Source organism: Mycolicibacter sinensis (genome assembly GCF_001667375.1).
GTDB lineage: Bacteria > Actinomycetota > Actinomycetes > Mycobacteriales > Mycobacteriaceae > Mycobacterium > Mycobacterium sinense_A.
Genome location: NZ_LZIN01000075.1, coordinates 290,144 through 316,135 on the forward strand (window position 1 = coordinate 290,144; position 25,992 = coordinate 316,135).

At 66.5% G+C, this 25,992-nt stretch carries 26 protein-coding genes; 10 read left to right on the top strand and 16 right to left on the bottom strand.

Going from position 1 to position 25,992, the window contains the following annotated elements:
- The first annotated feature begins 4 nt into the window (after window positions 1-4).
- Both A5771_RS16260 and A5771_RS16265 read left to right on the top strand, forming a co-directional pair.
- Window positions 5-2,089 (top strand): RecQ family ATP-dependent DNA helicase, encoded by a 2,085-nt coding sequence (locus A5771_RS16260; protein ID WP_064856187.1) that lies wholly within the window; start codon window positions 5-7, stop codon window positions 2,087-2,089.
- A 21-nt stretch (window positions 2,090-2,110) separates the two neighbouring features.
- On the top strand, window positions 2,111-2,380 hold the full coding sequence (locus A5771_RS16265) for a hypothetical protein (protein ID WP_064856188.1): 270 nt from the start codon (window positions 2,111-2,113) through the stop codon (window positions 2,378-2,380).
- On the opposite strand, the gene A5771_RS16270 is transcribed toward A5771_RS16265, so the two are convergent.
- The 4 genes from A5771_RS16270 to A5771_RS16285 are packed head-to-tail and all read right to left on the bottom strand — an operon-like array spanning window position 2,355 to window position 5,367.
- Complete coding sequence (locus tag A5771_RS16270; protein WP_064856189.1) at window positions 2,355-3,071, bottom strand: EthD domain-containing protein; 717 nt, start codon at window positions 3,069-3,071, stop codon at window positions 2,355-2,357. The genes A5771_RS16265 and A5771_RS16270 overlap by 26 nt on opposite strands.
- 9 nt (window positions 3,072-3,080) lie before the next feature.
- On the bottom strand, window positions 3,081-4,007 hold the full coding sequence (locus A5771_RS16275) for a TIGR03619 family F420-dependent LLM class oxidoreductase (RefSeq protein ID WP_082947266.1): 927 nt from the start codon (window positions 4,005-4,007) through the stop codon (window positions 3,081-3,083).
- On the bottom strand, window positions 4,007-4,459 hold the full coding sequence (locus A5771_RS16280; RefSeq protein ID WP_064856191.1) for a nuclear transport factor 2 family protein: 453 nt from the start codon (window positions 4,457-4,459) through the stop codon (window positions 4,007-4,009). The genes A5771_RS16275 and A5771_RS16280 overlap by 1 nt, the downstream gene beginning before the upstream one ends.
- Window positions 4,456-5,367, bottom strand: coding sequence for an IclR family transcriptional regulator (locus A5771_RS16285; protein WP_064856192.1), 912 nt, complete (start codon window positions 5,365-5,367; stop codon window positions 4,456-4,458). Before A5771_RS16285 ends, A5771_RS16280 begins: the two co-directional genes overlap by 4 nt.
- Window positions 5,368-5,463: 96 nt before the next feature.
- On the opposite strand from A5771_RS16285, the gene A5771_RS16290 reads away from it, so the two are divergent.
- From A5771_RS16290 to A5771_RS16300, 3 genes are read left to right on the top strand one after another with little or no spacing between them, the layout of a single operon-like run.
- The gene (locus A5771_RS16290) at window positions 5,464-6,591 is read left to right on the top strand and encodes a hypothetical protein (protein ID WP_064856193.1); all 1,128 of its coding nucleotides are present in this window, start codon (window positions 5,464-5,466) and stop codon (window positions 6,589-6,591) included.
- 2 nt (window positions 6,592-6,593) lie between these two features.
- Window positions 6,594-7,376 carry an SDR family oxidoreductase gene (locus A5771_RS16295; RefSeq protein ID WP_064856255.1) on the top strand — a complete coding sequence of 261 codons (783 nt, stop codon included), beginning with the start codon at window positions 6,594-6,596 and terminating at the stop codon, window positions 7,374-7,376.
- Window positions 7,376-8,521: a sulfotransferase family protein gene (locus A5771_RS16300; protein WP_064856194.1), complete on the top strand. Its 1,146-nt coding sequence runs from the start codon at window positions 7,376-7,378 to the stop codon at window positions 8,519-8,521. The genes A5771_RS16295 and A5771_RS16300 overlap by 1 nt, the downstream gene beginning before the upstream one ends.
- A gap of 98 nt (window positions 8,522-8,619) precedes the next feature.
- On the opposite strand, the gene A5771_RS16305 is transcribed toward A5771_RS16300, so the two are convergent.
- Complete coding sequence (locus A5771_RS16305) at window positions 8,620-9,096, bottom strand: hypothetical protein (RefSeq protein ID WP_064856195.1); 477 nt, start codon at window positions 9,094-9,096, stop codon at window positions 8,620-8,622.
- Between the two features lie 9 nt (window positions 9,097-9,105).
- A complete protein-coding gene (locus A5771_RS16310; protein WP_064856196.1) occupies window positions 9,106-10,269 on the bottom strand; it encodes a Rieske 2Fe-2S domain-containing protein in 1,164 nt (387 codons plus the stop codon).
- Between the two features lie 112 nt (window positions 10,270-10,381).
- On the opposite strand from A5771_RS16310, the gene A5771_RS16315 reads away from it, so the two are divergent.
- The gene (locus A5771_RS16315) at window positions 10,382-10,915 is read left to right on the top strand and encodes a gamma carbonic anhydrase family protein (RefSeq protein WP_064856197.1); all 534 of its coding nucleotides are present in this window, start codon (window positions 10,382-10,384) and stop codon (window positions 10,913-10,915) included.
- On the opposite strand, the gene A5771_RS16320 is transcribed toward A5771_RS16315, so the two are convergent.
- From A5771_RS16320 to A5771_RS16340, 5 genes are all read right to left on the bottom strand, one after another.
- Window positions 10,912-11,556 carry a hypothetical protein gene (locus A5771_RS16320; protein WP_064856198.1) on the bottom strand — a complete coding sequence of 215 codons (645 nt, stop codon included), beginning with the start codon at window positions 11,554-11,556 and terminating at the stop codon, window positions 10,912-10,914. The two genes, A5771_RS16315 and A5771_RS16320, sit on opposite strands and share 4 nt — an antisense overlap.
- A gap of 107 nt (window positions 11,557-11,663) precedes the next feature.
- On the bottom strand, window positions 11,664-12,074 hold the full coding sequence (locus tag A5771_RS16325; protein ID WP_064856199.1) for a nuclear transport factor 2 family protein: 411 nt from the start codon (window positions 12,072-12,074) through the stop codon (window positions 11,664-11,666).
- Window positions 12,075-12,087: 13 nt separating this feature from the next.
- Complete coding sequence (locus A5771_RS16330) at window positions 12,088-13,260, bottom strand: thiolase domain-containing protein (RefSeq protein ID WP_064856200.1); 1,173 nt, start codon at window positions 13,258-13,260, stop codon at window positions 12,088-12,090.
- Window positions 13,260-14,324: a thiolase domain-containing protein gene (locus A5771_RS16335; protein ID WP_064856201.1), complete on the bottom strand. Its 1,065-nt coding sequence runs from the start codon at window positions 14,322-14,324 to the stop codon at window positions 13,260-13,262. The genes A5771_RS16330 and A5771_RS16335 overlap by 1 nt, the downstream gene beginning before the upstream one ends.
- An 8-nt stretch (window positions 14,325-14,332) precedes the next feature.
- Window positions 14,333-15,325 carry a Zn-ribbon domain-containing OB-fold protein gene (locus tag A5771_RS16340; RefSeq protein WP_064856202.1) on the bottom strand — a complete coding sequence of 331 codons (993 nt, stop codon included), beginning with the start codon at window positions 15,323-15,325 and terminating at the stop codon, window positions 14,333-14,335.
- A 58-nt stretch (window positions 15,326-15,383) separates the two neighbouring features.
- Here A5771_RS16340 and A5771_RS16345 point away from each other — a divergent pair, with 58 nt between their 5' ends.
- From A5771_RS16345 to A5771_RS16355, 3 genes are read left to right on the top strand one after another with little or no spacing between them, the layout of a single operon-like run.
- Window positions 15,384-16,424, top strand: coding sequence for an LLM class F420-dependent oxidoreductase (locus A5771_RS16345; RefSeq protein WP_064856203.1), 1,041 nt, complete (start codon window positions 15,384-15,386; stop codon window positions 16,422-16,424).
- A gap of 11 nt (window positions 16,425-16,435) precedes the next feature.
- The gene (locus A5771_RS16350; protein ID WP_064856204.1) at window positions 16,436-16,843 is read left to right on the top strand and encodes a hypothetical protein; all 408 of its coding nucleotides are present in this window, start codon (window positions 16,436-16,438) and stop codon (window positions 16,841-16,843) included.
- 48 nt (window positions 16,844-16,891) lie between these two features.
- Window positions 16,892-18,439: an acyl-CoA synthetase gene (locus A5771_RS16355; RefSeq protein WP_064856205.1), complete on the top strand. Its 1,548-nt coding sequence runs from the start codon at window positions 16,892-16,894 to the stop codon at window positions 18,437-18,439.
- A gap of 36 nt (window positions 18,440-18,475) precedes the next feature.
- Here A5771_RS16355 and A5771_RS23100 read toward each other — a convergent pair whose 3' ends face one another.
- The 5 genes from A5771_RS23100 to A5771_RS23105 all read right to left on the bottom strand — a co-directional run bounded on the left by A5771_RS23100 (window position 18,476) and on the right by A5771_RS23105 (window position 24,075).
- The gene (locus A5771_RS23100; RefSeq protein ID WP_131808925.1) at window positions 18,476-18,964 is read right to left on the bottom strand and encodes a hypothetical protein; all 489 of its coding nucleotides are present in this window, start codon (window positions 18,962-18,964) and stop codon (window positions 18,476-18,478) included.
- On the bottom strand, window positions 18,961-20,844 hold the full coding sequence (locus A5771_RS16360) for a TNT domain-containing protein (protein ID WP_064856206.1): 1,884 nt from the start codon (window positions 20,842-20,844) through the stop codon (window positions 18,961-18,963). The genes A5771_RS23100 and A5771_RS16360 overlap by 4 nt, the downstream gene beginning before the upstream one ends.
- On the bottom strand, window positions 20,826-21,140 hold the full coding sequence (locus tag A5771_RS16365) for a DUF2563 family protein (RefSeq protein WP_064856207.1): 315 nt from the start codon (window positions 21,138-21,140) through the stop codon (window positions 20,826-20,828). Before A5771_RS16365 ends, A5771_RS16360 begins: the two co-directional genes overlap by 19 nt.
- Window positions 21,141-21,425: 285 nt before the next feature.
- Window positions 21,426-23,342 carry a serine/threonine-protein kinase gene (locus tag A5771_RS16370; protein WP_064856208.1) on the bottom strand — a complete coding sequence of 639 codons (1,917 nt, stop codon included), beginning with the start codon at window positions 23,340-23,342 and terminating at the stop codon, window positions 21,426-21,428.
- Window positions 23,343-23,772: 430 nt separating this feature from the next.
- On the bottom strand, window positions 23,773-24,075 hold the full coding sequence (locus tag A5771_RS23105) for a hypothetical protein (protein WP_131808926.1): 303 nt from the start codon (window positions 24,073-24,075) through the stop codon (window positions 23,773-23,775).
- 214 nt (window positions 24,076-24,289) lie between these two features.
- Between A5771_RS23105 and A5771_RS16375 the strand changes: the two genes are divergently transcribed.
- Window positions 24,290-24,760, top strand: coding sequence for a hypothetical protein (locus tag A5771_RS16375; RefSeq protein ID WP_064856256.1), 471 nt, complete (start codon window positions 24,290-24,292; stop codon window positions 24,758-24,760).
- The last annotated feature ends 1,232 nt before the right edge of the window (window positions 24,761-25,992 follow it).

Below are 25,992 nucleotides of genomic sequence, written 5' to 3' on the forward strand. Positions count from 1 at the left end.
GGCCGTGACTACCCAACGCGACGACGCCCAGGCGATCCTGGAGCAGCTGGCCGGTCCCGAGGCGCGCCTGCGCGACGACCAGTGGGCAGCGATCGAAGCGCTGGTGGTCGGGCGTCGTCGTGCGCTGGTCGTGCAGCGCACCGGCTGGGGCAAGTCGGCGGTGTACTTCATCGCGGCGAAGCTGCTGCGCCGGAGTGGCCAGGGGCCGACGGTCATCGTGTCGCCCCTGTTGGCGTTGATGCGCAACCAGGTCGCCGCCGCGGAACGGGCCGGGGTGCATGCGGCCACCATCAACTCCGCCAACGTGACCGAATGGGCCGAGGTGCAGGCCAGGGTGGTCGCCGGTGATCTCGACGTGCTGCTGGTGAGCCCGGAGCGGCTCAACAACCCGGACTTTCGCGATGAGGTGCTGCCGGCGCTGGCGGCCCGGGCCGGGCTGGTGGTGGTCGACGAGGCGCACTGCGTCTCGGATTGGGGTCACGATTTCCGGCCGGACTACCGGCGCATCCGCACCCTGATCGCCGAGCTGGGCGCCGACATCCCGGTGTTGGCGACCACCGCGACCGCCAACGATCGGGTGGTCGACGATGTCGCCGGCCAACTCGGGGTGGGTGGTGGCGACACGCTGGTGCTGCGGGGCGGCCTGGATCGCGAGTCGCTGCGGCTGTCGGTGGTGCACGCCGGTGGTCCGGCGCAGCGGGCCGCCTGGATCGGTGCGCACCTGGAAGCACTGCCAGGTTCCGGGATCGTCTACACGCTCACGGTGGCCCAGGCCCACGATGTCGCCGCCGACCTGCGTGCCCAGGGGTTCGCGGTGGCCGCCTACACCGGTTCGACCGAAGCGGCCGACCGGGAGCAGTTCGAGGCCGACCTGCTGGCCAACCGCGTCAAAGCGCTGATCGCCACCTCGGCGCTGGGGATGGGCTTCGACAAGCCGGACCTCGGGTTCGTCATCCACCTGGGTGCGCCGTCCTCGCCGATCGCCTACTACCAGCAGGTGGGACGGGCGGGGCGCTCCACGGCCAGCGCGGAGGTCATCCTGCTGCCCGGCACGGAGGATCAGGACATCTGGCGTTACTTCGCGTCGCTGGCGTTCCCGCCGGAAGCGTTGGTACGCAAGGTGATCGGCGAGCTTTCCGGCGAACGGCCCCAGTCGACACCCGCGCTGGAACCGCTGGTCGACTTGAATCGGTCGCGACTGGAGATGGTGCTCAAGGTCCTCGACGTCGACGGAGCGGTGCGCCGGGTCAAGGGCGGCTGGCTGGGTACCGGGCAGCCGTGGAACTACGACGAGCAGCGTTACCGCAACCTCGCCGAGCTGCGCCGGGCCGAACAGCAGGCGATGCTCGATTATCAGAGCACCGCCGAATGCCGGATGACGTTCCTGCGCGCCCAGCTCAACGACCCGCAACTGCGCCCCGGGGAACGCTGCGGGCGGTGCGACAACTGCGCCGGGCCGCGGTTCGACGCGGAGGTGGATGCGGCCGCCGCCGCGGCCACCCGGGAGCGGCTGATGCGTCCCGGCGTGGAGCTGACCCCGCGCCGCCAGTGGCCGTCCGGGCTGGCGAAACTCGGGGTCGACCTGTCCGGCCGGATCACCGACGGGCCGGCGCCGGGCCGGGTGATCGGCCGCCTCACCGACCTGGGCTGGGGTGTCCGGCTGCGGCGGCTGCTGGACGAGCCGGATCGGGAGGTCCCCGAGGAGGTGGTTCGCGCGGCGGTGGCGGTGCTGGCGAGCTGGGAGTGGAAGAGCAGGCCGACGGCGGTGCTCGGGCTGGATTCGGCCACCCATCCGAAGCTGATCGAGTCGCTGGTGGACCGGTTGGCCGAGCTGGGCCGACTGACCCGCCTGGACACGTTGCGTTATGCACCGGGGCGGCGGGCGAGCACCGCGGCGAACTCGGCCTACCGGGTCGCGGCCCTGCACGGCTGTTGGCAGCCGCCCGCCGAACTGCCGGCGGGTATCGGCCCGGTGCTGCTGGTCGACGACGTCGCCGACAGCGGGTGGACGCTGACGATGGCGGCCCGGGTGCTGCGCGCCGCCGGTGCGCCGGAGGTGCTGCCGTTCGCGCTGGCCAGCGTGAACTGACAACGCGGGTACCGTCGAGTGATGAGCGCAATCATTCGAGCCACCGCCGTGGCCCTCGCGGGTGCGGCGCTGATCCTGGCCCCGGTAGCGAACGCCGCGCCGCAACAGTGCGACCAGACGTTCGGCAACTCGATCGACTCGTACCTGAACCGGCACCCGGACGTCCGGGCTGAGCTGGACGAGAAGGGACGGCAGGAAGACCCGGGCGCTCCGAACCCGGTGCTGTCCTATCTCGAACGGCACCCGCACGTGCGCGACGCGCTGATCACCTTGTCGCAGCAGTGCGTGTGAACGGCGACCGCAACAGGTAGCGGCTGGTGGGCACCGTATCGATGTTCTGGTGCGCGCCGAACGCGCTGACGCTGGCGATCATGCGCCCAACCCGGTCGGTGAGGTCGGCCTCGTCGGCCGCGCCGTAGAACACGTAGGGGTCTGACACCGCGCCGTCGGGGAACAGTTCCTCGACGATGCCGTCGATCGCCGGCGCCTCCTCGGTGAGCGCGCGGACCACGACGTTCTGGGTGTAGCCGAAGGTCGCCTGAGTGTCGATCGCCACCTGGGTGTGGTCGATGTGCCAGCGGTGCAGCCAGGTGGCGTGGTCCAACTCGGCGGGCCGGCGCAGCAGTGCCACGTTGGCCAATCCCGGAGTGCGCGCGCCGTCATCGGGATCCGGCGGTGCCATCGGTGTCGATTCGGTCACCAGATACGCTGCCGCCGAGTCTGATTCGGCCTCGATCAGCGCGATGGCGGCCCGGGCCTGTGTGCCGTAATACTGCTCGGTCCACAGGCTGACGACTGCGGCGGCCGGCGGGTCCAGTGTCGTCAGGGTCATCATGGCATCGCGCACCGGTTCGTCGCGCACGTTGACCGCCACTCCCGGAAGTCCCAGATCCAGCAGCTCCGCGGCGACCGGCCCGCGCAGTTTGCGGCACCATTCCTCGCTGAAATCGGCTGTCCGGGCGACGATCACGACCTTTTCCATCAATGTCTCCTAGGTTGCGGCGCGGAACGCCTCGACGAGTTCGCTGAGCACCTCGGTGGCGCGGTCGGCGTCGCGCGGCAGCGAGCAGGTGACCCGCACATCGGTGACGCCGGCGGCCACCAGTGCCGGCGCCGATGCCACGGTGGCCGCGGCATCGAGGAAACCGTCGGGACGTTTGACGGTCTTCGCGTGGCCCAGCACCTGCAAGCCGCTCGGGTCGCCACCGAGGCCGGCGATGCGGTCCTTCATCTCGGTAATGCCGCCGGCCGGATCCTGGATCGCGGGACCCCACGGAATCCAACCGGTGCCGAACCGGGTCAGCCGGCGTGCTACGGCGTCGTTGACGGTGCCGCTGACCCAGATCGGAACACCCTCTGCCCGAGTCGGTTTAGGCATCTGATGGATGTTCTCGAAGGACAGCTCCGGTGAGTGGTAGCTGCTGCGCTGCTCGGTCCAGAGTGTCTGGCACACCTCCAGGGTGTGATCCAGCAGTCGGCCGCGGCGCTCGAACGGCAACCCAACGGCTTCGTACTCCTCACGCTGCCAGCCGACGCCCACACCGAGGTCGAGTCGTCCGCCCGACAGCACATCCAGGGTAGCCAACTGCTTGGCCAACACCGCCGGTCGGCGCAGCGCCGCCAGCAGGACCGCGGTGCCGAGCCGGATCCGGGTGGTGGTCGCCGCCAGCGCGGTCAGCACGATCAGCGGGTCCAGCCATTGGCCGTCGGGACCGGTCGGCTGGCGTCCGCCGGCGATCCCGCCCAGCCGGGGGTCGGCGTAGGCGTCCGGGTTCTCGCCGAACACCACATGGTCGGAGACGACGACCCGGTCCACCCCGGCGGCGTCCATCGCGGCGCCCAGCGCCAGGGTGGCGCCCCAGTCATGGCCGGGGTCATCGGTGAAAGTCTTGAGCTGCAGCGAGATCTGGGGTGCCATCACGTTCGCACCTTTCGGGCCGGCCGGGACTCGATCGCGTCGATCGACAGCGTGCGCACCGCGATCCGCCAGCCCTGGGCGCCGCGGCGGTAGACGTCGCTGTAGCGCAGATACCAGACGTGATCGGTGAACTGGCCGTCATGGGCGATCCAGTGGTGCGCCACCCCGGTGATGGCACCGGTCGCCACATCGCCGGCGCCGGTGTAGAACTCGCCGACGATGCCGTGCTGGGTTCGGGTCACCCCGGCCAGCGCGGACATCGCGGCCCGCACGCCGGCGTGGCCGTTGTGGCGCACGCACGGCTCCAGGTGGTCCGGCGGCTGCGGCAGGATCAGTTCGGCGTCAGGGGTGAACAATTCGGCCACCTCGTCGAAGCGGCGAGCATCGACATAGCCGGCGTAGCGGTGCACGAGCCCGGACAGCTCCCACTGGTCGGCGACGGGCAGAGTCATGGCGCCGAACTCAGCGTCGGCTTGACCCCGCCGAGTTGTGCGGTGAGCGCGTCGGCGGTTCGGCGCAGGCCGCGGGCCCACTTGGTGATCTCGGTGTCGGTCAGGGGCCGCTGAGCATGCAGCGACACCACCATCGCCTGGCGTTGGTGATGGTCGTAGACCGGCGCTGAGATCACGCTGATGTCATGGCGCTCACGAGTGCCCCCTGATCGGCTTTCGTCGCGCAGGTACACCCGCTCACCGATCGCGGACACCAGCTCGCCCAGTAGGGCCCGCAGCTCGTCGGGCAGATCGCTGGACAGGCCCGCCATCAGGGCGTAGAGCCGTTGCCCGCCCGGGGTAAGCCGCTCCACCAGGTAACCGTCGGCGCGGCAGGCGGAGACGACGCGCTCGAGGCGTTCGCTCTCGGAGCGCAGCGGGATGGTGGGTTGCCGGGCCAGCCAGTCTTGTAGGGCGGCGTCGTCCCAGAGCACGAACATCAATCCGACCGGCGGGGCGAACGGATAGCTCTGACCGGCCTGCACCCCCAGATGCGCGTTCGGCGCCGCGACCAACTCCAGCACCGTGATCCGGTCCTCGACCACCGCGCTCAGCGCCGCGGAGGTGTTGAAGTCGTGCGAGAGCCGGCGCAGTTCCTCGCGTGCCTCCGGGCCGACTCGCAGCGACTGCTGGGCGGCGCGGCCCAGGGAGATCAACCTCGGCCCGAGCCGGTAGGCCTTGTCCGCGCCGTCGCGGATCAGGTAACCCGCATCGGTCAGGGTGGTCGCGATACCCAGGCAGGTCGGCTTGGACAGGCCGGTCCGGCGGGCCAGCTCGGACAGGCCGAAGCGCTGGTCCGGGTGGTGGGCCAAAAAGTCCAGCACACTCACCACCCGCTCGGTCGGCGGGGATTGTCGGGGCGCCGGCATTGCAGCATGCTACCCCGACGGTCTAACCTCGGTTCGAGATATCTACCAAGTCGGTCCAATAGTGAACCAATAGATGATCTGCGAGGTGCTGCAGCGATGTACTCCGAACCCCTTTCGGCCGCGATCGCCGAGGCGGAGAAGCTGGTTGCCGCCGCTCCGCACATCGAGACCGAAGCCGACCTGCTGGAGGGCCTGCAGTACCTGGCCGGCGGTATCGAGGCATGCGTGCACGCCGCGTTCAACTCCGAACGCGATCACCCGTTCTTGCTGTCGGGCACTGGACCGTTCACCAAAATGGGCCTGGACAACCCCGACACGTTGTACTTCGGCACTGTGGTGCGCCCCGGCAACGAGTATGTGGTCAGCGGCCGGCGCGGGACCACGACTGACCTGAGCTTCCAGCTGCTCGGCGGCGAATACACCGACGACAACGTGCCGGCCAGCGAGGCGGCGTTCGATGACCGCGAGCTTGATGTCGCCGCCGACGGCAGCTTCACCTGGCGCTTCCAGCCGAAGTCGCCGGCGCAACTGGTGATCCGCGAGGTTTACAACGACTGGGACGCCCAGCGTGGCACGCTCTCGATCGCCCGGACCGACACTGCGGGCACCGCACCTCCGCCGCTGACCAGCAGACTCATCGAGAAGCGCTATGCGGCGGCAGGAAAGCAACTGATCAACCGGATAAAGACCTGGTTGGCGTTTCCGCAGTGGTTCTATCTCAACCTTCCGGTCAACACCATGGTGGCGCCGCGGCTCACCCCCGGCGGGCTGGCTACCCAGTACTCGTCGGCCGGGCACTACGAGTTGCGGCCCGGCGAGGCACTGGTGATCACACTGCCGGTGACCGACGCACCGTACCTGGGCTTCCAGCTGGGTAGCCTCTGGTACATCTCGCTGGACTACATCAACCACCAGACGTCGCTGAACGGCACGCAGGCGCAAGCGGATCCGGACGGCAAGATCCGGATCGTGGTCTCCGACACCGATCCAGGGATCACCAACTGGGTCGAGACGTGTGGGCACCGCCGCGGTTTCCTGCAGTTCCGGTGGCAGCGGGTGTCGCGACAGCTGACCGAGGCAGACGGGCCGACTGTCGAGCTCGTCGATGTCGACTCGGTGTCGTCGGCGCTGCCCTACTGCGACGACAACGTGATCACACAAGACGCTTGGCGCGCGCGTATTGCGCAGCGGCAGCAGCAAATCGCTAACAGAATGCTGGGGTGAAGATGACCGGAATGCTGAGGAGCAAAGTCGTGGTGATCAGCGGGGTCGGGCCGGGGCTCGGTAGCACCCTGGCGCACCGATTCGCGGCCGAGGGCGCCGATCTGGTGCTGGCCGCGCGTAGTGCGGATCGCCTCGAGGAGGTGGCGAAAGAGGTCACCGCCACCGGGCGGCGTGCACTAGCCGTGCCGGCCGACATCACCGACGATGATCAGGTCGCCAACCTGGTGAAGGCCGCCACCGCCGAGTACGACCACATCGACGTGTTGATCAACAACGCCTTCCGCGTGCCATCGATGAAGCCGCTGGCGCAGACCAGCTTTCAGCACATTCGGGATGCCATCGAACTCAGCGGGCTCGGCGCGCTGCGCCTGACCCAGGCCTTCACGCCCGCCCTGGCCGAGGCCAACGGCTCAATCGTCAACCTGAACTCGATGGTGATCCGGCACTCGCAGCCCAAGTACGGGGCCTACAAGATGGCCAAGGCCGCGCTGCTGGCGATGTCGCAGTCGTTGGCCTCCGAACTCGGAGAGCAGGGCATCAGGGTCAACTCCGTTGCGCCCGGCTACATCTGGGGCGAGACACTGCAGAGTTACTTCACCCACCAGGCCGGCAAGTACGGCACCACCGTCGAACAGATCTACGCTGCCACCGCGGCGAACTCCGATCTGAAGCGCCTGCCCACCGAGGACGAGGTGGCCTCGGCGGTACTGTTTCTGGCCAGCGACCTGGCCAGCGGCATCAGCGGCCAGGTCCTCGACGTCAACTGCGGGGAGTACCACAACTGATGATAGCGCGCACCGATGTCGGCACCGTCGAGGACCTGCACGCCTCGGCCACCAAGATGGTCGGCCTCGACGACTTCGGGCCGGACGACGACAACTACCGTGAAGCGCTCGGCGTGCTGCTGGACTCCTACCGCAACGAAGCCGATCTCACCGAGCTGGGCAGCAAGATGAACCGGTTCTTCCTGCGCGGCGCGCTGGTGGCCCGGCTGCTGTCGCAGGCCGGCTGGAAGCAGCATCCCGAGTATGCCGACGTCGTCATCGAGCGGCCGATCTTCGTTACCGGACTGCCCCGCACCGGCACCACCGCGCTGCACCGGCTGCTGGGCGCCGACCCGGCCCATCAGGGTCTGGAGATGTGGCTGGCCGAGTTCCCGCAGCCGCGCCCGCCCCGCGAGACCTGGGAGGCCAACCCGGTCTTCGCGCAGATGCAGGCCCAGTTCGCCCGGCACCATGAAGAGAACCCGGACTACACCGGGCTGCACTTCATGACCGCCGACGGCTTGGAGGAGTGCTGGCAGTTGCTGCGCCAGTCGCTGCACTCGGTGTCCTATGAAACCCTGGCCCACCTGCCGAGCTATTCGCGCTGGCTCTCCGAGCAGGATTGGGTGCCGTCGTATCAGCGGCATCGCCGCAACCTGCAACTGATCGGGCTCAACGACCCGGGCAAGCGGTGGGTGCTCAAGAATCCCAGTCACCTGTTCGCCCTGGACGCGATCATGGCGGTCTACCCGGATGCGCTCATCGTGCAGTGCCACCGCCCGGCCGAGACGATCATGGCGTCGATGTGCTCGCTGGCCCAGCACACCACCGAAGGCCAGTCGAACACCTTTGTCGGCGCGCAGATCGGTGCCGACGAGTTGGAGACGTGGGCCCGTGGGCTGGAACTGTTCAACGCCCAGCGCGCCCAATACGATCAGGCCCAGTTCTGCGATCTCGACTACCACGACTTCGTCGCCGATCCGGTGGCCGCCGCGGCGGGTATCTACGAGCACTTCGGCCTGCCGTTGTCGGATGAGGCACGTCAGGCGATGGCCGACGACTACGCCGCCAGCAAGACCGGACCGCGTGCGCCCAAACACCATTACGCGCTGGAGGATTACGGCCTGACCACCGAGCAGGTGCAGGAGCGCTTCGCCGGCCTGTGAGCGCTGGGGTGGCCCTTCTCCGCGAGCGTGCGGGTCCCCGGCCGACACGCCGATGAATTCACCGGGTTTGCGCACGCTCGCGCCAGGGTTGGCGGAGCCTAGTCGAGGCCGTCGCCGGGCGGCGGGGCGCTGGACCTCTCCTCCAGATGCCCTTCGGCGACCGCGTGCCGAATGCTCTTGGCCAGGTTCGGACAGCCGCGATTACGGCTGCTGTCGTGGCCGGCTTCACGCTCGGCGGTGAAATAGGCGCACTGCTTCAGCGATGCCGAATTCCACTGCACGGAGGTGTATCCGGGCCCCAGCTTCTTCACCTCGACGGTGGCCCGGCAGTGCCGGCACTCAACCGGCATCAGACCCGAACGCAGGTAGCGTTCGGAATCGCGTTCGGTCGCAGCACGTATCGCTTCGTACCGGGCGGGGTCTACCGGGAAAAGTGGTTGGCGCGCGTAGCGGGTGTCGGGACCGGAGTCGTCGGCGCCCGGCTCGTCATCGTGGTCGTCGTGCGGGCCGTAGAGCACCAGCATCGACCGAGCCAGGTCGTCGACGCCGGGGACCTCGGGAACCTCCGGGGACATGACGTTCGACTACTCGGCTTTAACGGTTTCGGCGGATTCGTCTGCTTCGGCCTTCTCCCGCAGGTTCGCTTCGACCTCGGCGTTCCACTTCTCGTTGGCGACCGTCGCGTCGATCTCGATCTCGAAGCGATCCGTCATCTCCGGGGCGACGTCGGCGACGTCGACGTAGAACTGCGAGTACCAGCGGCGCAGCTGGTAGACCGCACCGTCCTCCTCGACCAGCAGCGGGTTCTCGATCCGGCTCTTGTGCGTCCAGATCTCGACGTCCTGCAGGAAGCCCTTGCTGACGCCTTCCGTCATGGCGTCGGCGATCTTTTCGGTGGTCGCGTCGTCCAGACCCTTGGGCTTCTGCACGATGACGCCCCACATCAGCCGGAACTGGTCATGGCTCACCGGGTAGTGGCAGTTGATCAGGATCGACTCGGCCTTGAAACCGCCATAGCTGTTGTGCAGCCAGTTGATCATGAACGACGGCCCGAAGTACGACGCCTCCGAATCAAGTTCTGATTCCCCGTATGAGGTGCCCAGACCGGGGACGTCTGGGCGTCCGACATTGTGCAAATACTGCGAGGCGATGTGGCCCTCGAAGACGTTCTTGAAGGACGTGGGCAGCCCATAGTGGATGTAGAAGAAGTGCGCGAAGTCGGTGACGTTGTCGATGATGTCGCGGCAGTTGGAGTCAATCAGCATGGAATTCCAGCGCCAGTCGGTCCACTCCCCGCTGGACCACTCCGGGATCTCGGGGATACGCACCTCGTCCGGCGGCTGGTTGCCCTCGGGGTCGTGCCACATGAACAGCAGCCCACCGCGGACGTCGGTCGGGAAAGAGCGGGTGCGCGCCATCCGCGGGGTCCGCTTGGAGTAAGGAACCAGTTTGCAGCGGCCGTCGCCGCCCCAGCGCCAGTCGTGGAACGGGCAGGCGACCTCGTCGCCCTTGATAGTGCCGCGGCTCAGGTCGCCGCCCATGTGCCGGCAGTAGGCATCGAGTACGTGCAGGTCACCGTGGGAGTCGCCGAACACCACCAGCTTGGCGCCGAACGCGTGGATCGCATGCGGCTTGCCGTCCTGGAACTCCTTCACCGGCCCCAGGCAGTGCCAGCCCCGGGCGTAGCGGTCCGGCAGTGTCCCCGTGTCAATCTCGCGGACGCCGACGTCGGCGTTGTCAGTGCTCACCTGTTGCCTCCAACCAGTTGCTTCTAACTAGAACACGTTACAGTTTTTCCACCCGGTTGCGCAATAAAGCCTGCTGGTTCGGGGTCTTTCGGCCCTGGGGTATATCTGGACAATGCAGCTCTTCTCTTTCAACGGCCGTTCCCCGCGGATCGATCCCACCGCCTTCGTCGCCCCGACCGCCACGCTGATCGGCGACGTCACCATCGAGGCCGGCGCCTCGGTGTGGTTCGGCGCCGTGCTGCGCGGTGACGACGCCCCCATCGTGGTGCGCGAAGGCGCCAACGTGCAGGACGGATCGGTGCTGCATGTGCCGCCGGGTGTGCCGGTGGACATCGGGCCCGGTGCGACGGTGGCGCACATGTGCCTGATCCACGGCGCGCACGTGGGTGCCGAGGCACTGATCGGCAACCACGCCACCGTGCTCGACGGTGCGGTCATCGGCAGCCGCAGTCTGATCGCGGCCGGTGCCACGGTGCTGGCCGGTACCAAGATCCCCGACGGAGTCCTGGTGGCCGGTGCGCCCGCCGTCGTCAAGGGCCCGATCGCCGGGACCGGCGCCGAGATGTGGATCAACGCGAACCCGAAGTACTACCAGGACCTCGCGCAGCGCTACCGCGACGGGCTCGAGCCGGTGGAGTCGAGCTAAGTCCCGCTAGCCGCGAACTCGGCCAGCAGTGGGGTGAACGTGTCATCGGATGCGTCGGCCCCGCCGGAAGCGTCGGTGAAGGGGATCTCGAACAGGGTGTAGGACCCCCCCAAGGTCGTAACGAAGTCCTTCATGCCGCCGTCGGTGATCAGGAACGTGTTGGTGAAAAAGGGCGTGATACTGAATTGGCTGGCGTACCCCAGCTCCGGATCATCGATGACGGTGGTGGTGAACAAGTGCATCATGCCCCCGATGGGAAAGTTGAAATCGAACATCTTGGTCGTGTCGAAAACCGTTCCCGCGCTGGGGTAGCCGGCTGAATCGTCGAGCAGGCTGAGGACCTCGATGTGCTCGTTGCTGTAGAAGCTGGGGACGACGAAATTGGTGATGTGGGCCGTGTACCAGTCGGGTCCGTCGACGGAGTGCGCGACGGTGTAGTCGCCATGCGTGCTGCTGATGGGCCCGAATTGGTCTCGCCCGCCGTCGGTCCACCCCAGGACGTCATAGAAGCCGGGAGCCTCCATGCTGGCACCGGTGCCATAGGGCCAGCTGGCGTCGATCGCGTCGGCGGCCGCGGCGGAACTGGCCGCAAGGGCCGCCGCGACGGCTCCAAGGAAAACGATGACCCCATAACGGCGCATAACCCCACCCCCGCAGGTGCTACAGCATTAATTCAGGCTGTTCTGCGAACCTAGCCGGGCCTCGCACATCTGTCAATAAGACAGATTGTTACGGAAAAGCCGAATTTCTAGATTTTTCGGGCGGTCTTGGCGGCCCGGTCCAGTTCCCAGTACGCGCGCAGCGCGACGAGCTGACCGGCCTCGTTGGCCCGATAGGTGAACACACCCTCGGTGACGATCTGATGACCGCCCATGGTGATGGTGATGTTTCCGGTGTTGGCTTCCTCGTCACCGCACTGGAAGGTGTCGGAGAAGTTGAATTCGATCTTGTCGGTGCTGGCGATCGCCTTGTCCCAGAAAGCCGAGATCTCGTCACGACCGCGGTGACCTTTGCCCTCGGGATCGAAGTGCGACGGCCCGATCGGGTCTTGCACGATCGCGTCGTCGGCGAAGTTCGCCAGCCAGGCTTCCTTGTCGCGAGCGACTACCGCGTCACGGGAGCGCTTACCGGCCAGGTGGGCGGGGTGCTCTGAGTTCATGTGGGTAGTCCTCTCACTTGGCGGGCTTGTCGGCGCTGACGACCCACATCGAGTAGTACTGCGAACCGCCGCCGTAGGCGTGCCCCAAGGCTTTTCGGGCGTTCGGAACCTGGTGGTCACCGGCCTTGCCCATCACTTGGATCGCCGACTCAGCGAACCGGATCATTCCCGACGCGCCGATCGGGTTGGAGGACAGCACCCCGCCGGACGGGTTCACCGGCAGCCTCCCGCCGATCGCGGTCTCACCGGCCTGGGTGAGCTTCCAGCCCTCGCCGATCGCAGCAAATCCCAGGTTCTCCAGCCACATCGGCTCGAACCAGGAGAACGGAACGTAGATCTCCGCGGCGTCGATCTCGTCGATCGGGCTGGTGATCCCGGCATCGCGCCACAACGCGGCCGCAGCGTCGCGGCCCGCCTGCGGATTGACCTGGTCGCGGCCGGAGTAGGCCAGCGGTTCGGTGCGTAGCGCGGTGGCGTGAATCCAGGCCACCGGCTGGCCCGCGTCGACTCGGGCTTGTGCGGCGGTTTCGTCGCCGATCACGATCGCGCAGGCACCGTCGGACGACGGGCAGGTCTCGTCGAAACGGATTGGGTCCCACAGCATCTGAGACGCCATCACCTTCTCCACGGTGATGTCGGGCTGGTGCAGGTGCGCGAGCGGGTTGCGGGCGCCGTTGAGCCGGTCCTTGACCGCGACGATGGCGCCGATGTCGGTCGGCGCGCCGGAACGACGGATGTAGGCGCGCACATGCGGGGCGAAGTAACCGCCGGCGCCCGCGCCGACCGGCTTGGTGAACGGCACCGGAATGCTCAGCGCCCACATGGCGTTGGACTCCGACTGCTTCTCCCAGGCCATCGCCAGCACCCGCCGGTACTTGCCGGACTTGACCAGGCTGGCCGCCACGATCGCGGTCGAGCCGCCCACCGAACCGGCGGTGTGCACCCGGATCAGCGGCTTGCCGGTGGCGCCTACGGCGTCGGCCATGAACAACTCGGGCATCATGACGCCTTCGAAGAAGTCCGGTGCCTTGCCGACCACCACCGCGTCGATGTCGTCGAACGTCGAGCCGGAATCGGCCAGGGCGCGGTCGATGGCCTCGCGCACCAGACCGTTCATCGACACGTCCTGGCGCTTGGCGACATACTTGGTCTGCCCGGTGCCCAGCACCGCAGCGAGTTGGGCCATCAGTTGCGTCCTTCCATCACTGTGACCAGATTCTGTTGCAGCGCAGGCCCGCTGGTGGCGTGGGCCAGTACCCGGCCTGCCGAACCGTTGAAGATGTGCTGCGCGGCAAAGCCGATGCGCTCCAAACCGGCGACGAACATCGGATTGGCCGCCAGGGCGCCGCCGGACGGGTTCACCTTCGTCCTCGACGGCAGCCGCATCGCCTCGGTCAGGATCAAGTGCTGGTGGGTGAACGGGGCATGGATCTCGGCGACGTCCACCGCGGGCATGTCGTCGCCGCTGGCCGCGCGCGCCGAGACGGTGGTCGACGGCGAACGGGTCAGATCCCGGCTGCCCAGCACCGGCGACTCGATGCGGTGCTCGAAACCGGTGATCCAGGCCGGGTTTTCGCACAGCTCTCGGGCCTTGTCGCCGGAGGCCAGCACGATCGCGGCGGCGCCGTCGGTGATCGGCGCGATGTCGTGCCGGCGCAGGGGTTCGGCGAAGAACGGGCGATCCAACAGTTCATCGAGACTGGTGGATGACTCCACCGAGTCCACCCGGTCGGCGACCGCGAACGAATCCAGCGCCACCCGGGCCATCTGCTCGGCGGTCCACTGGCCGCCGTCGAGGCCGAGGCGGGCTTGCAGCCCGGCGATCGAGACCGAGTCGGGCCACAGCGGAGCGACGGTGTAGGGGTCGGTCTGCAAGGCGAGGATCCGGCGCAGCTGCCCGGCCGAGGACTTGCCGAAGCCGTAGGCTAGCGCGGTGTCGACCTCGCCGGTCAACACCTTGATGTAGGCCTCATACAGTGCCCAGGCGCCGTCCATCTCCACATGCGACTCGTTGATCGGCGGAACCGCGCCGATCGAGTCGATCGCTGAGATGAACGAGAAAGCTCGTCCGGCAAGGTAATCCGACGAACCGGAACACCAGAAGCCGATGTCGGTCTGAGCGATACCCAGCTCGGCGTACAGCTGAGCGAAGCACGGCATCAACATCTCGACGCCGTTGGTCGTGCCGTCGGTGCGGCGAACGTGCGGGGCGTGGGCGAACCCCACCACCGCGACATCGCGTTGCGTCATGCTGCCCCTCACAGGTGGTGCTTGTAGGTGTCGTAGTCGGCGTCCGGTTCGCCGGTGGGCCGGAAGTATTCGATGTTGTCGATGCCCAGGCCCCACTCCTCGCGGGGCTTCCACACCGCCTCGACCCGCATCCCCATCCGCACCTCGTGGGCGTCGATGTCAGATACCAGGTGCAGGAACGGAATGTCGGCACCGTCGAGCAGCACATAGGCGGCCACATACGGCGGCTTGATGCGTTGCCCGGCGAACGGGATGTTGATGATGGCGAACGTCGTCACCGTGCCCGTGTCGGGCAGCTCGACGAAGTTGTCCAACGGCAGGCCGGTGGCCGGATCGGCTTCTTTTGGCGGGAAGTACAGCTTGCCCTCGGTGCCGGTGCGCGCCCCGAGCAGCTTGCCTTCCTGCAGGGCGCGCAGGTATGCGCTCTCCGGCAGTGAGGCGGTGTGCTGGATTTCCAGGCTGGACGGGATCACGACCATGGTCACCGGATCCCGGTTGTCGGTGGTCGGCGTTACCGGCTCGGCGTCGTCACCGATCTCGAAGTAGGCGATGTCGGTGATCGCTCCGACGGTCTCGTCGGCCCAGTGCACGTGCACCCGGGTGCCGGTGCCGATCGCTTTGGGGCTTTCCGCCGCCACCGCGTGCAACAACGGCACATCGGCGCCGTCGAGCTTGATCAGCGCCCAGGCGAACGCAGTGTGCAGCGGCTGGCCCTCCAGCGGCGTCGACTGCCAGGTCCACGACATCACGGTGCCGACACTGGCCACCGGTACGATCTCCGTGAGCTGTTCGTAGCTGACCGGGTCGTATTCGGCAGGCGGCACGTACACCCGACCGTCGGAACCTCGGACGCCGACGATGCGGCGCTCACGCAGAGCGGTGAAGAACGCGCCGAGGGTGGGGCCGACTGAACGTGTGTAGTCGAAGGACAACTTCAGCGGCGCGGAAAGGGGTGGCTCGTGCTCATCGATCTGCGCGCGGTGGCTTTGGCTGGCAGTCACGGCATCGAGTAGAACAGGTTCTAACAATGGTGGCAAGCATGCGAGCAAGGAGCCAAGGATGAAGCTGGGACTGCAGCTGGGCTATTGGGGCGCACAGCCGCCGACCAACCACGCCGAACTCGTGGGCGCGGCCGAGGAAGCCGGCTTCGACGCTGTTTTCACCGCCGAGGCCTGGGGCTCGGACGCCTACACGCCGCTAGCGTGGTGGGGTTCGTCGACTTCCCGCGTGCGGCTGGGCACCTCGGTGGTGCAGCTGTCGGCGCGCACCCCGACGGCGTGTGCGATGGCTGCGTTGACGCTGGATCACCTCTCCGGCGGCCGGCACATCCTCGGGCTCGGCGTCTCCGGCCCGCAGGTGGTGGAGGGTTGGTACGGCCAGCGCTTCGGCAAGCCGCTGGCCCGCACCCGCGAATACATCGACATCCTGCGCCAGGTCTGGGCCCGCGAGGCCCCGGTGACCAGCGCCGGCCCGCATTACCCGCTGCCGCTTTCGGGCGAGGGCACCACCGGGCTGGGCAAGGCGTTGAAGCCGATCACCCACCCGCGGCGCGCCGACATCCCGGTGATGCTGGGCGCGGAAGGCCCGAAGAACATCGCGCTGGCCGCCGAGATCGCCGACGGCTGGCTGCCGATCTTCTATGCCCCGCGGCTGGCCGGCATGTACAACGAGTGGCTCGACGAGGGCTTCGCCCGTCCCGGGGCGCGGCGTACCCGCGAGGACTTCGAGATCTGCGCGACCGCTCAGGTGGTCATCACCGAGGACCGCGCCGCGGCGTTCGCCGGGATCAAGCCGTACCTGGCGCTCTACATGGGCGGGATGGGGTCGGAGGACACCAACTTCCACGCCGAGGTCTACCGCCGGATGGGCTATTCGGAGGTCGTCGACGACGTGACAAAGCTGTTCCGCAGTGGACAAAAGGACGGCAAAGAACAAGCGGCCAAGATCATCCCCGACGAGCTGGTCGACGACGCCGTGATCGTCGGCGACATCGACTACGTCCGTAAGCAGATCAAGGTGTGGGAAGCCGCCGGCGTGACGATGATGGTGGTCACCGCGCGCGACACCGCCCAGGTTCAACAGCTGGCATCGCTGATCTGAGGCCGGTTCGCGTGGTCGACGAACTGCCGTATATCGACGAGCACGTGGTGCGCGTCGACGCTCCGCGAGAGCTGGTCTGGGCCGCGCTGCAGCGGTACACGACGTCGTTGCTCCGCAACGGCGAACGCAATCCGCTGCTGGTGCTGCTCGGCCCGGAACCGCGCGCCGGCTTTGCGATCGCCGAGGGCGTTGAGCCGCGGCGAATCATTCTGGTTGGGCGACACCGGTTCTCGCGCTACCGGCTGGTCTTCGAACTCACCGACGCGCCCGGCGACGGGACTTTGGTGCGGGCCCGCAGCTACGCGGCGTTTCCCGGGCTCCATGGTCGCGCGTACCGTGCGCTGGTAATCGGTACCCGGTTGCACGTCGTGGCCACCAACCACATGCTGCGTGCGATCCGCGCCGGCACATTCGCGTAACGGCACCTCGCCTTGCACGTCGACTAGAACACGTTCTAGATTGGCCGGATGAGCGAAGCCGGCCTGTGGAACATCGCCCGTGATACCCCCGACGCCGCCGCGGTGGTTGACGTCCTGGGCGGTGAGCTGACCTACGGTGAGCTGGCCGCGCGCGCCGACCGCTACGGCCGCGGCCTGCAGGCGCTGGGCTTAGAGCCCGGCGACGTGCTGGTGATGGTGCTGCCCAACATCGTCGACACACTGGCGGTGTACTTCGCCGCCATGCAGACCGGGCTGTACATCGTGGCGATCAACTGGCACCTGACCGGCCCGGAGATCGGTTACATCCTCTCGGACAGCGGCGCCAAAGCCCTTGTCGCCCATGAGCGATTCGCCGAAGCGTCGAAGATCGCCGCCGACGAGGCCGGCCTGGCCGCCGACCGCCGCTTCGCCGTGGGCAACATCGACGGCTTCACAGCGCTCTCGGAGCTGGGCGCGGGGGAAGAGGGCCGGCCCGACGTGCGCACCATGGGTGCGGCCATGCTCTACACCTCGGGCACCACCGGCAAGCCCAAGGGCGTCAAGCGTCCGCTGACCGGAGCCGACCCCGACGCGGTGCCGGTGGCCTCCGCGGGCTTCTTCGCGCTGTATGACCTGGCGCCGTTCGACAACCACGTGCACATCTGTGGCTCCCCGCTGTATCACACTGCGGTGCTGAACTTTTCGGCCATCTCCATTCAGCTGGGCCACAAGGTGGTGCTGATGGACAAGTGGGACCCCGAGGAGATGCTTTCGCTGATCGCCGAGCATCGGGTGACCCACAGTCACATGGTGCCCACCCAGTTCCGTCGGCTGCTGGCGTTGCCGGCCGAGGTGCGGGCGCGCTACGACGTGTCGTCGCTGCGCAATGTCATCCACGGCGCGGCGCCGTGTCCGCCCGAGGTCAAGCGGCAGATGCTGGACTGGTGGGGCCCGGTGATCACCGAGTACTACGCTGCCACCGAGGGCGGCGGCACCAAGATCAGCGGCGAGGAGTGGCTGGCCCACCCCGGTTCGGTCGGCAAGGCCTGGCCGTATTCGGTGGTCAAGGTTCTCGACGACGACGGCAACGAACTGCCGGCCGGTGAGGTCGGCACCGTCTACATGCAGATGGGCGGATCCAGCTTCGCCTACCACAATGACAAGAAGAAGACCGAGGAGAACCGTGCCGGTGACCTGTTCACCGTCGGCGACGTCGGCTACCTCGACGAAGAGGGCTACCTGTTCCTGCAGGACCGCAAGACCAACATGATCATCTCCGGCGGGGTCAACGTCTACCCGGCCGAGATCGAGAACGAGCTGATCATGCACCCGAAGGTGCTAGACGTCGCGGTGTTCGGGGTGCCCGATGAGGACTGGGGCGAGTCGATCAAGGCCGTCGTGCAGCCCGCCGAGGGGGTGGTCGGTGATGACGCGCTGACCGCCGAGCTCATGGAGTACGCGAGCGCGCGGCTGGCGAAGTTCAAGTTGCCCAAGTCAATTGACTACATCGTCGAGATGCCGCGCGACCCCAACGGCAAGCTGTACAAGCGGAAATTGCGGGACCCGTACTGGGAGGGGCGGGGAGCGAAGATCTAGGGGGCCCTTCTACGCTGCTGGCCGGCAACGTCGCATTTATCGCGGAAATCCTTCTCTGACCATCTCTTCGATCTCCTCAACGGATTTCGACATCAAATGACTGAAGATCGTGCTGTACGGCTGCCCTAGAATAGCGCTCCCAGCAGGCGATTTGATCTCTGTTTCCCATTCGTCTTCGGTTGGCGCTACCGTGACGTCACGGCTGAACCCCATCTTGTACAGGGGCGGGCCCAAGCTTTCTAGGGCGAATGCGCTACGTGCAGTAGAACTCCACCGCCAGACCAGGTACTTCTCTAGAAGTTCGAAGTCAGAAAATCTTGCGATAGCCGTGTAGTGCTTGCCGCGATCATCTGTTTTATCGACCACCCACCATTCACCTTCTCTACGAAGATGGAATGATTCATCGTCAGCTATGAAGGTCGCCTCTGCTTTGGCGCTGTCCAGCGATACAGAAGCGTCCCTCAAGCGCGCCAAATTAGCCCACTCGGTCCACGCGCGAGACAGTCGAGCGAATTTGTCTGTCATCTCCGAACCTCCTTCAGGTAGCCTGACTCAATCAATGCATCCACCGAGGCTTCTTGCCCTGGCGGTGCCATCACCCGATATTGGATGCCCCCGCCGGGCTGGTGGAACCACGGGGCTGCTCGGGACTGTTCGATATGCCAGCCGGGCGGAAGAGCTGTCGGATCATTTACGACATATGTGTAATAGGGCTTAGTGGCACTGCTGGGCGGTAGCGACAGCTGGGCGAACGGGGTGCCTTCGGGGGCGAGGTAGGCGCCACCGGGATGCCCGAATCGTCCGAGTTCGGTTCCCGCGGCCAAGTCGGCGTCGGGAATGACGCTGCCTGGTATTGCGTAGGGCTTGCTGGCCAGGCTGTCGTTAGGGTAGATCAGATGGCCGGCGGGGTCGGTGAATTGTGGTCCCGGTTCGATGGGGTGGTGGCCGTCGAATAAGGGCGAATCTGCAGGTAGTGGATGTACCTCGGCTGCTGGTGCCGGCACGTGTGGGCCGCTGTGCGGGACGTGCTCGTGGGCAAGCACCGGTGGGCCGTGGTCGGCGGTCGTTAACGGTGGGATGTGATCGCCACTGGTGGTGACCGGGGTGTGCACGCCAGGATGGTGGATGCCGAGATCGTCGGCGGCAGTTTGAGCCCGTATCTCGGCTTGGGTGATTGCCCGCGGCAGCACGTTGTCGGCGGTCAGGCCGGCAGCGCTACCGCCACTGGTCGCGAGGGCTTCGCGGGCGAACAGAGCCCGCATGCCCTGCCAGCCGGCTTCGACACCGGCCTTGCCGGCGGTGACCGCGGGTCCGGCGCCCACCGCGGTGAAGATGACGTTCTGCAGCAGCGCGTCATCTGGGGTGACGCGGCCCGGGTCGAGGAATCGGGAGGCGACGAGCTTGCCGTCCTGATAGGTGAAGTAGGCGCTACTACCGCCGCCGGCGCCCTGGTCGTAGATCTCGCCGGTGCCATTCTTGAGGGTGCCGGTCACCACCATCTTCTGGCCCTCGAGCGTGTAGGCGAACGACACTGCGCCGCCGGGACCTAGGTGCACTGAGGCAGGATCGATGCCCGAGTAGTCGGGGATCTTGCCCAAGTCATCGAGGGCATCGGCAAGATTTTTCTTCAACGCCGGCAGCCGGGTCATCGCGGCCTGGGCATCATCGCTGCCGGCGCCGTGCGCATAGGCTTTCGCCGCGGCGTCATCGAGCGCCTTTTGTGCGGCTCGCACCCGGGCCATCGCATCGAGTACTGCTTGGTTGTTGGCGCGTATGAGATCCTCGAATGCGGATCGGTCGTCCGGCGCAGTCGGGGCGGGGCTCAGGGGGCCGTGCAGCGGTGGCCGGTCGTAGCCATCGGACAGCAGCTTGGTCGTCGAAGCTTGCAGGGTTGCAGCGTAGTCGTCGCGCAGCTTTTCGATCTGATGCAGGATGCCGGCAGTGTCATCGATTGCCACCTGCTCTAACTCGGAGATGTCCAGGTCCGCCTGCCGGTACATCCCGATGCGGTTGTCGATGTCTTGAAGCTGGATCTCTAGCGCCTTGATCTTCGCGGCCGCGGACTTCTGGGCCTGCGCCAGTGCGGCGGCGATGGTTTCCAGGTCGGTGCCGATCGCGCTGAGTTGGGTTTGTTGCAGATGCAAGGTGGTGGTGGCGCGCTGCACTTCGCGCGAGTCGTTGATCGGGTGTTCGCCGTTCTCCCGGTTCCAAGCGGCCTGGAATCGTTGGCGGGCTTGGGCGAACGCGGCACTGGATTCGGCGGTGCATGCGCCTGCGTCGTGAAAGGCTCTCGCCAGCTCGTCGATGACGGCCGGGTTGCCGCTTTGCAGGGTGTTGTTGACCTGCCACGGGTCACCGCCGGCGGTTTCGATCGGCAGCGCCAGGTTTATGTACTGGAGTTGCACCGCACCGCACGAAGCTGGGCCGCGTTGTGCTGATCCATGGCGGTGAACTCGCGCGCGGCACGGTCGGCCTTATCGCCGACGTCGGTCAGGGTCTGCCGGTGGCCGGTGAGGGTGGTGATGTGCTCGGTGTGGGCTGCGGAGAGCGCGCCGTGGAAGACGTCCGCGGCGCCGAAGCCTCCGAAAATGCCTGCCGTCACGGCGGTTCGGTTCAGCCGGGTCGCTCCGGCGTGGGCGTGTTCGCTTGCTCCGCGCGTATCCGCTGCTCCTGAACGCAGCATCGCCGGGTCGACGAACACCTCGAACCCCTCTCGGATCAGTCGCCAATAACCCTGACAGGGTGGGTCTTCGGCGTCAATTCAGCCTGCGCGGTGGCCTCCGAGCGTGTTTGTCGCCGGTCCCGCGGGTGGCCGGGCCAACTGCAGTACGGCGACCGGTGGTCCGAATCTATGACCGCATCGCGGAAACGATGATGTAAGCGAAGAACCGGCACTGGAACGGCATTGCGCTGCTTCCAGCTACGTGTGGAACCTGACATTGGAGCAGTTCAACTGGGGGGCGTAGATCACTCCACTCGCAACGGTTTACTGCGCGGCCAGTTTCAGGACGCGGCCGCTGCCCTCGTAGCCATCCCTGTTGCGAACCTGGCCAGCGTCGGCGACGTAGATGTTGTCGGCCGCATCCACCATAACTATCGATGGGGACTTGAGGCCGGTGAACGGTACTTCAACCGATTTGGTGGAGCCGGCGGGAAGCTTCACTACCGTGTTATCGCCCGAGTCGGCGACGTAGATGTTGTTGGCACTGTCGATGGCGACGCTTTCCGGTCGCTTGAGATCGGCGAACGGCAGTCTGGTCTCCTTGCCGGATTCCGGCGCCAATTTCGTGACCCGGCCTGTCTCACAGATGTAAAGGTTGCCCGCTGAATCCGTCGTCAAGTGCGCGGAACCGTAGCGCACGGAGTAGGACAGCCGGGTGGGAGAATCCGATCCGGCAGCGAGTCTCCAGATGCTGTTGTCGCCATACTCGATCTGGTCGCTGACGTATACGTTGCCCGCTGCGTCTACCGCCACACCCTGCGGGCTCACCAGATCCGGGAATGGCAGGTCGATCGGAGAGCTCGACCCCGCGGAGAGCTTCCGGACTCGTTTGTTTCTGAAATCGGTGACATAAACGGCGCCCGACCTATCGACCGTGATATCTGACGCGCTGGCAAGGCCTTGAAACGGCAGTTCGGTTGGTGTGGCGGATCCGGCCGCCAGTTTCATCACCGTGATGGTGTTCCACGGGCTGCCGACGGCGTAGACGTTGCCGTCCTCGTCCGCCGTCAAGCCGAGCAGGGTGAGGAACTCGAATGGCAGCTGTGTTTGTTGTGCTGCCGCCATCTGGTGGGGGCCGGATTGCTGGTTTTGGGAGTGTGTCGCGTTTTTGGGGTGGGTCGGTCGGTGGGTGAGTGTGACGATTCCAGTGACGGCAATGATGGCGGTGATGGCGGTGAGGGCGGTGGTGATGAGGGCGCGTCGGCTGGGGCGGCGAGTTGGTGTTGGTGTTGGTGTGGACCAATGGGTTTGGATGGCGCCGTCGGATGGTGCGGCTTGGGTGTTGGCCTGGTGGGGGTTGCTGTGGGTTGGTGCGGTGTGGGTGTTGGCCTGGTAGGGGTTGAGGTTGGGTGTGGTCAGCGCGTAGCGGGCGGCGGTGGCCAGTGCGCCGGCGGTGGGGTAGCGGTTGATGGGTTCCTTGGCCATGCCGAGGGCGATGACGTCGTCGAAGGCCGCAGGGACGCCGCGGTGGTGGCTGGGTTGGGGGATGGGGGCGTTCAGGTGTGCGCCCATGAGCCCGGGTAGGTCGGTGGCTTGGTAGGGCGGTGTGCCGGTGAGGCATTCGTAGAGCACGCAGGTAAGGGCGTAGATGTCGGCGCGGTGGTCGGGTGTGGCCAAGTGGGTGAAGCGTTCGGGGGCCAGGTAGGCCATGGTCCCGATGGTGGTGCCGGTGTTGGTGAGTTTGGTGTCGGTGGCGGCGTTGGCCAGGCCGAAGTCGGCGAGGTAGGCGAAGTCTTCGCCGGTGAGCAGGATGTTGGCGGGTTTGACGTCGCGGTGCACCAGGGTGGCGGCGTGGGCGGCGTCGAGTGCTGCGGCGATTTGGCGGATGATCCACACGGCCCGGTTCGGGTCCAGGGGGCCGGTGTGGGCGAGGAGTTTTTGGAGGTCGGTGCCATCGACTAGGCGCATGTCGATGTAGAGCTGGCCGTCGATTTCGCCGTAGGAGTGGATGGGTACGACATGGGGTTCGTTGAGGCGTCCGGCGGTGCTGGCTTCGCGGAACAGGCGTTGGCGAAAGATCGGGTCGGCGGAGTAGGCGGCGGTCATGAGTTTGAGGGCGACCATGCGGTCTTTGTCGGCGTCGTGGGCGGCATAGACCTCGCCGAACCCGCCGCTGCCCAACAGCTGGGTCAGCCGGTACGGCCCGAACCATGAACCGACCCGCGACCCCGCCGACGCCACCGATCACCACCTCAATTACGACTTCGAACGGATCATAAAGCAGCGGCGGCGGGGACCGCGCGACGAGCAGATAGGAGACATCGCCGGGCGGGCGGGCACTGTTTCGTTGGCACTGCGCGTGGCGTGGCCCAGAGATGGGCGTCGGTGTCGATAGCTTCGCAAGCACGGACGGTGTACTCGACCACCGGCGAGCCCATCTAGCGAAACGGTGGCACATGACTGCGAGCTTGCGGCACTGGTTCTGGCTGCCGAGCACGTGGATGCTCGGCAGACAGGCGGCTCATTTCTGTATGAAAAGTAAGAGAGGCTGACTTGTCGGTGGGGGGTTGTAGGTTGGTGTCGGGCAGGGAGCGTCTTGTGCGGCACAGACATTCGAGGCTGGCCAATTCCGCCTGCGACAGGCTCGGCACCGCCACCGCCAGATCGGCCATCAGGCCAGCACCGGCCCCCGCGGCGGTAGCTGCGAAAACCGGTGAACCGCTTCGGTCTCGTGCGCTTCGTAACCGGCGGCTGCGGCGGTGAGCTTGGTGGCGGTGGCCCGCATTCGCGCCGCTGAACCCGTGATTGCCTTACCAGCACGCCTATCGGCTCTGTTGACCGCGGCCGCGCTGGACTGCCAATTCGAGGCGACCCCGGCCGGTGGCGCGACCGCAAATCCGGCGGCCAACGCCTGACATCGAGACGCTGACGCCGCCAGCCTTTCCGGGCTGACCTGCGATGGGGCCTCGGTCATGCGAGCAAAGCGCAGCGGAATCGCCGGAAACTGGTGTACACGCTTGATCGCTGTGATCTGGTGCGTAGGTCTGGCACGACGGCCCGCTGCTGAGCGGCAGGTGGGAGCTGGCGACACCGATGCGCGTGCAGCACATCGACGTCTTTGGCCTCCCCTGCGAAGCAACGATGTAAGCGAAGAATCGGCACCCGGAGATACGATCCGTGACGTGACCATGACACAACCCTGGCCCGCACCGCCCGCACCAGTCCGATCCCGCAACTGGCTGACCGCGACACTGGCCGCGGTGGCCGTAGTCATTGCTGCGGCGGCATTGATCGTGGCACTGACCCGGTCCGGGCCCGGGTCAACTCCGACCTATACTTCCGCGCAGAAGGCTGAAGCGAAGAAGCAGCTTTGCGAGCAGTACGAGTTGGCTGTCTATGCTGTACGGGTCGAGAGCCACGCGACCGACAATGCGGCACTGGCGCGGATTGCTGAGACCAACGGCGCGGCGATCCTTGAGATTGCGGCAGGAATCCCGGCACTGGATGCTAAATATCGCGATGCTGCACAGGCGCTGGCCGCTGCATTTCGGAACGAAACAGCGCTCGGCAGTCGCGGCGGAGATGATCCGCGCTTCCAGGCGGCGGTTGATGGCACGAACGCCAAGGGAAGCGTCATGCAGGGATTGTGCGGTGACTGACCTTCCTGACTCCGGGCCGTTCACACGGATGCTGATCGGTTTGTGGTGGCCTGCGCCGCCGACCCGTCCAGCCGCCGCCGTCGGGTTTTGGTCTGGTCATATGGAGGCTAAACAGCGTGAAGCTGGAGGTATCAACAATCTTATTACGTTGCTAGGCCAACGGAACAGCGGCCACACTGCTGAGGACATGCTAACGCGCCTGCGGCTCGGCAGAAAGCGCCTCCTCGATGTAGCCAATCATTGCCGTACTAAGAGTGAAGCGAACAAGAGCGTTGCCAAAGCCGTAGACGATCTGCGCGCCAGGCTAACTAGTATCGCGAAGGCAGGCAACGACGAAATCGACACAATTCTCAAAAAAAATGAAGACGAGCTAATGAAAGTCGGCGAGATTAACGGCGTGATCTGGAAAGCGAACTCGCAGGCTCGCGACGCTGCAGCGACCACGATCACCTCAATAGTTGACGCCACCCAGCAGATGTTTGATGAAACGGGTGTCGACGCCGACGCCCGCGATTGGCTGAAAGGCAACGGCGCTGATCTCGATGTCCCGCCGCCGCGACAGCCGTTAACGCCAGACGAGGTGGCCAGGGCACAAAGCCATGACGGTGGTGCTGGCGGCCAGTACGGCAACGAAACCGGCACCCCGGTGACCGCCGGAACGAACGGAAACGGCGCTGACGGAGGCGCGGGTGGCGCCAGCGGATCTCCAACCACTGGCGGAACCGGCGGCGACGGTGGCGCAGCGGGCGCCGGCAACACGAGCAGCGGTATCGGTACAACAACGAGGGGCGGGGCCGGCGGTGACGGTGGCGCAGCGGGTGGTGACAACACGGGCGTTACTACAGGCCCCATCACGAGCGGCGGGACCGGTGGAATAGGCACCGGTAATGCAGGCGCAAACAACTCAGGTGGCGGCACCGGTTCAAGCGGCGGCAACACGGTCGGTGGTGGCAGTGGTACCGCAGGCGCCAGTACGGCTGGTGGCGGTTCCAGTACCAGCGGTGGCGCCACAGGCGGCAGTTTGAATGGCGTTAGCGCGGGCGGCGGCTCGAGTGGCAGTGGTATCAGTGGTGGCGCCACGGGTGGTGGTTCAAGTGGCGGCGGTACCAGTGGTGGGGCGACAGGTGGTGGGCCAGGCGGCGGCGGCAACGGCGGAAATATGGGCGGGTCGCCGGGCGGTGTCCCTGGGTTCACGGGGGGCGGCGGCTGGGGCGCATCCGGTGGCGGCGGTT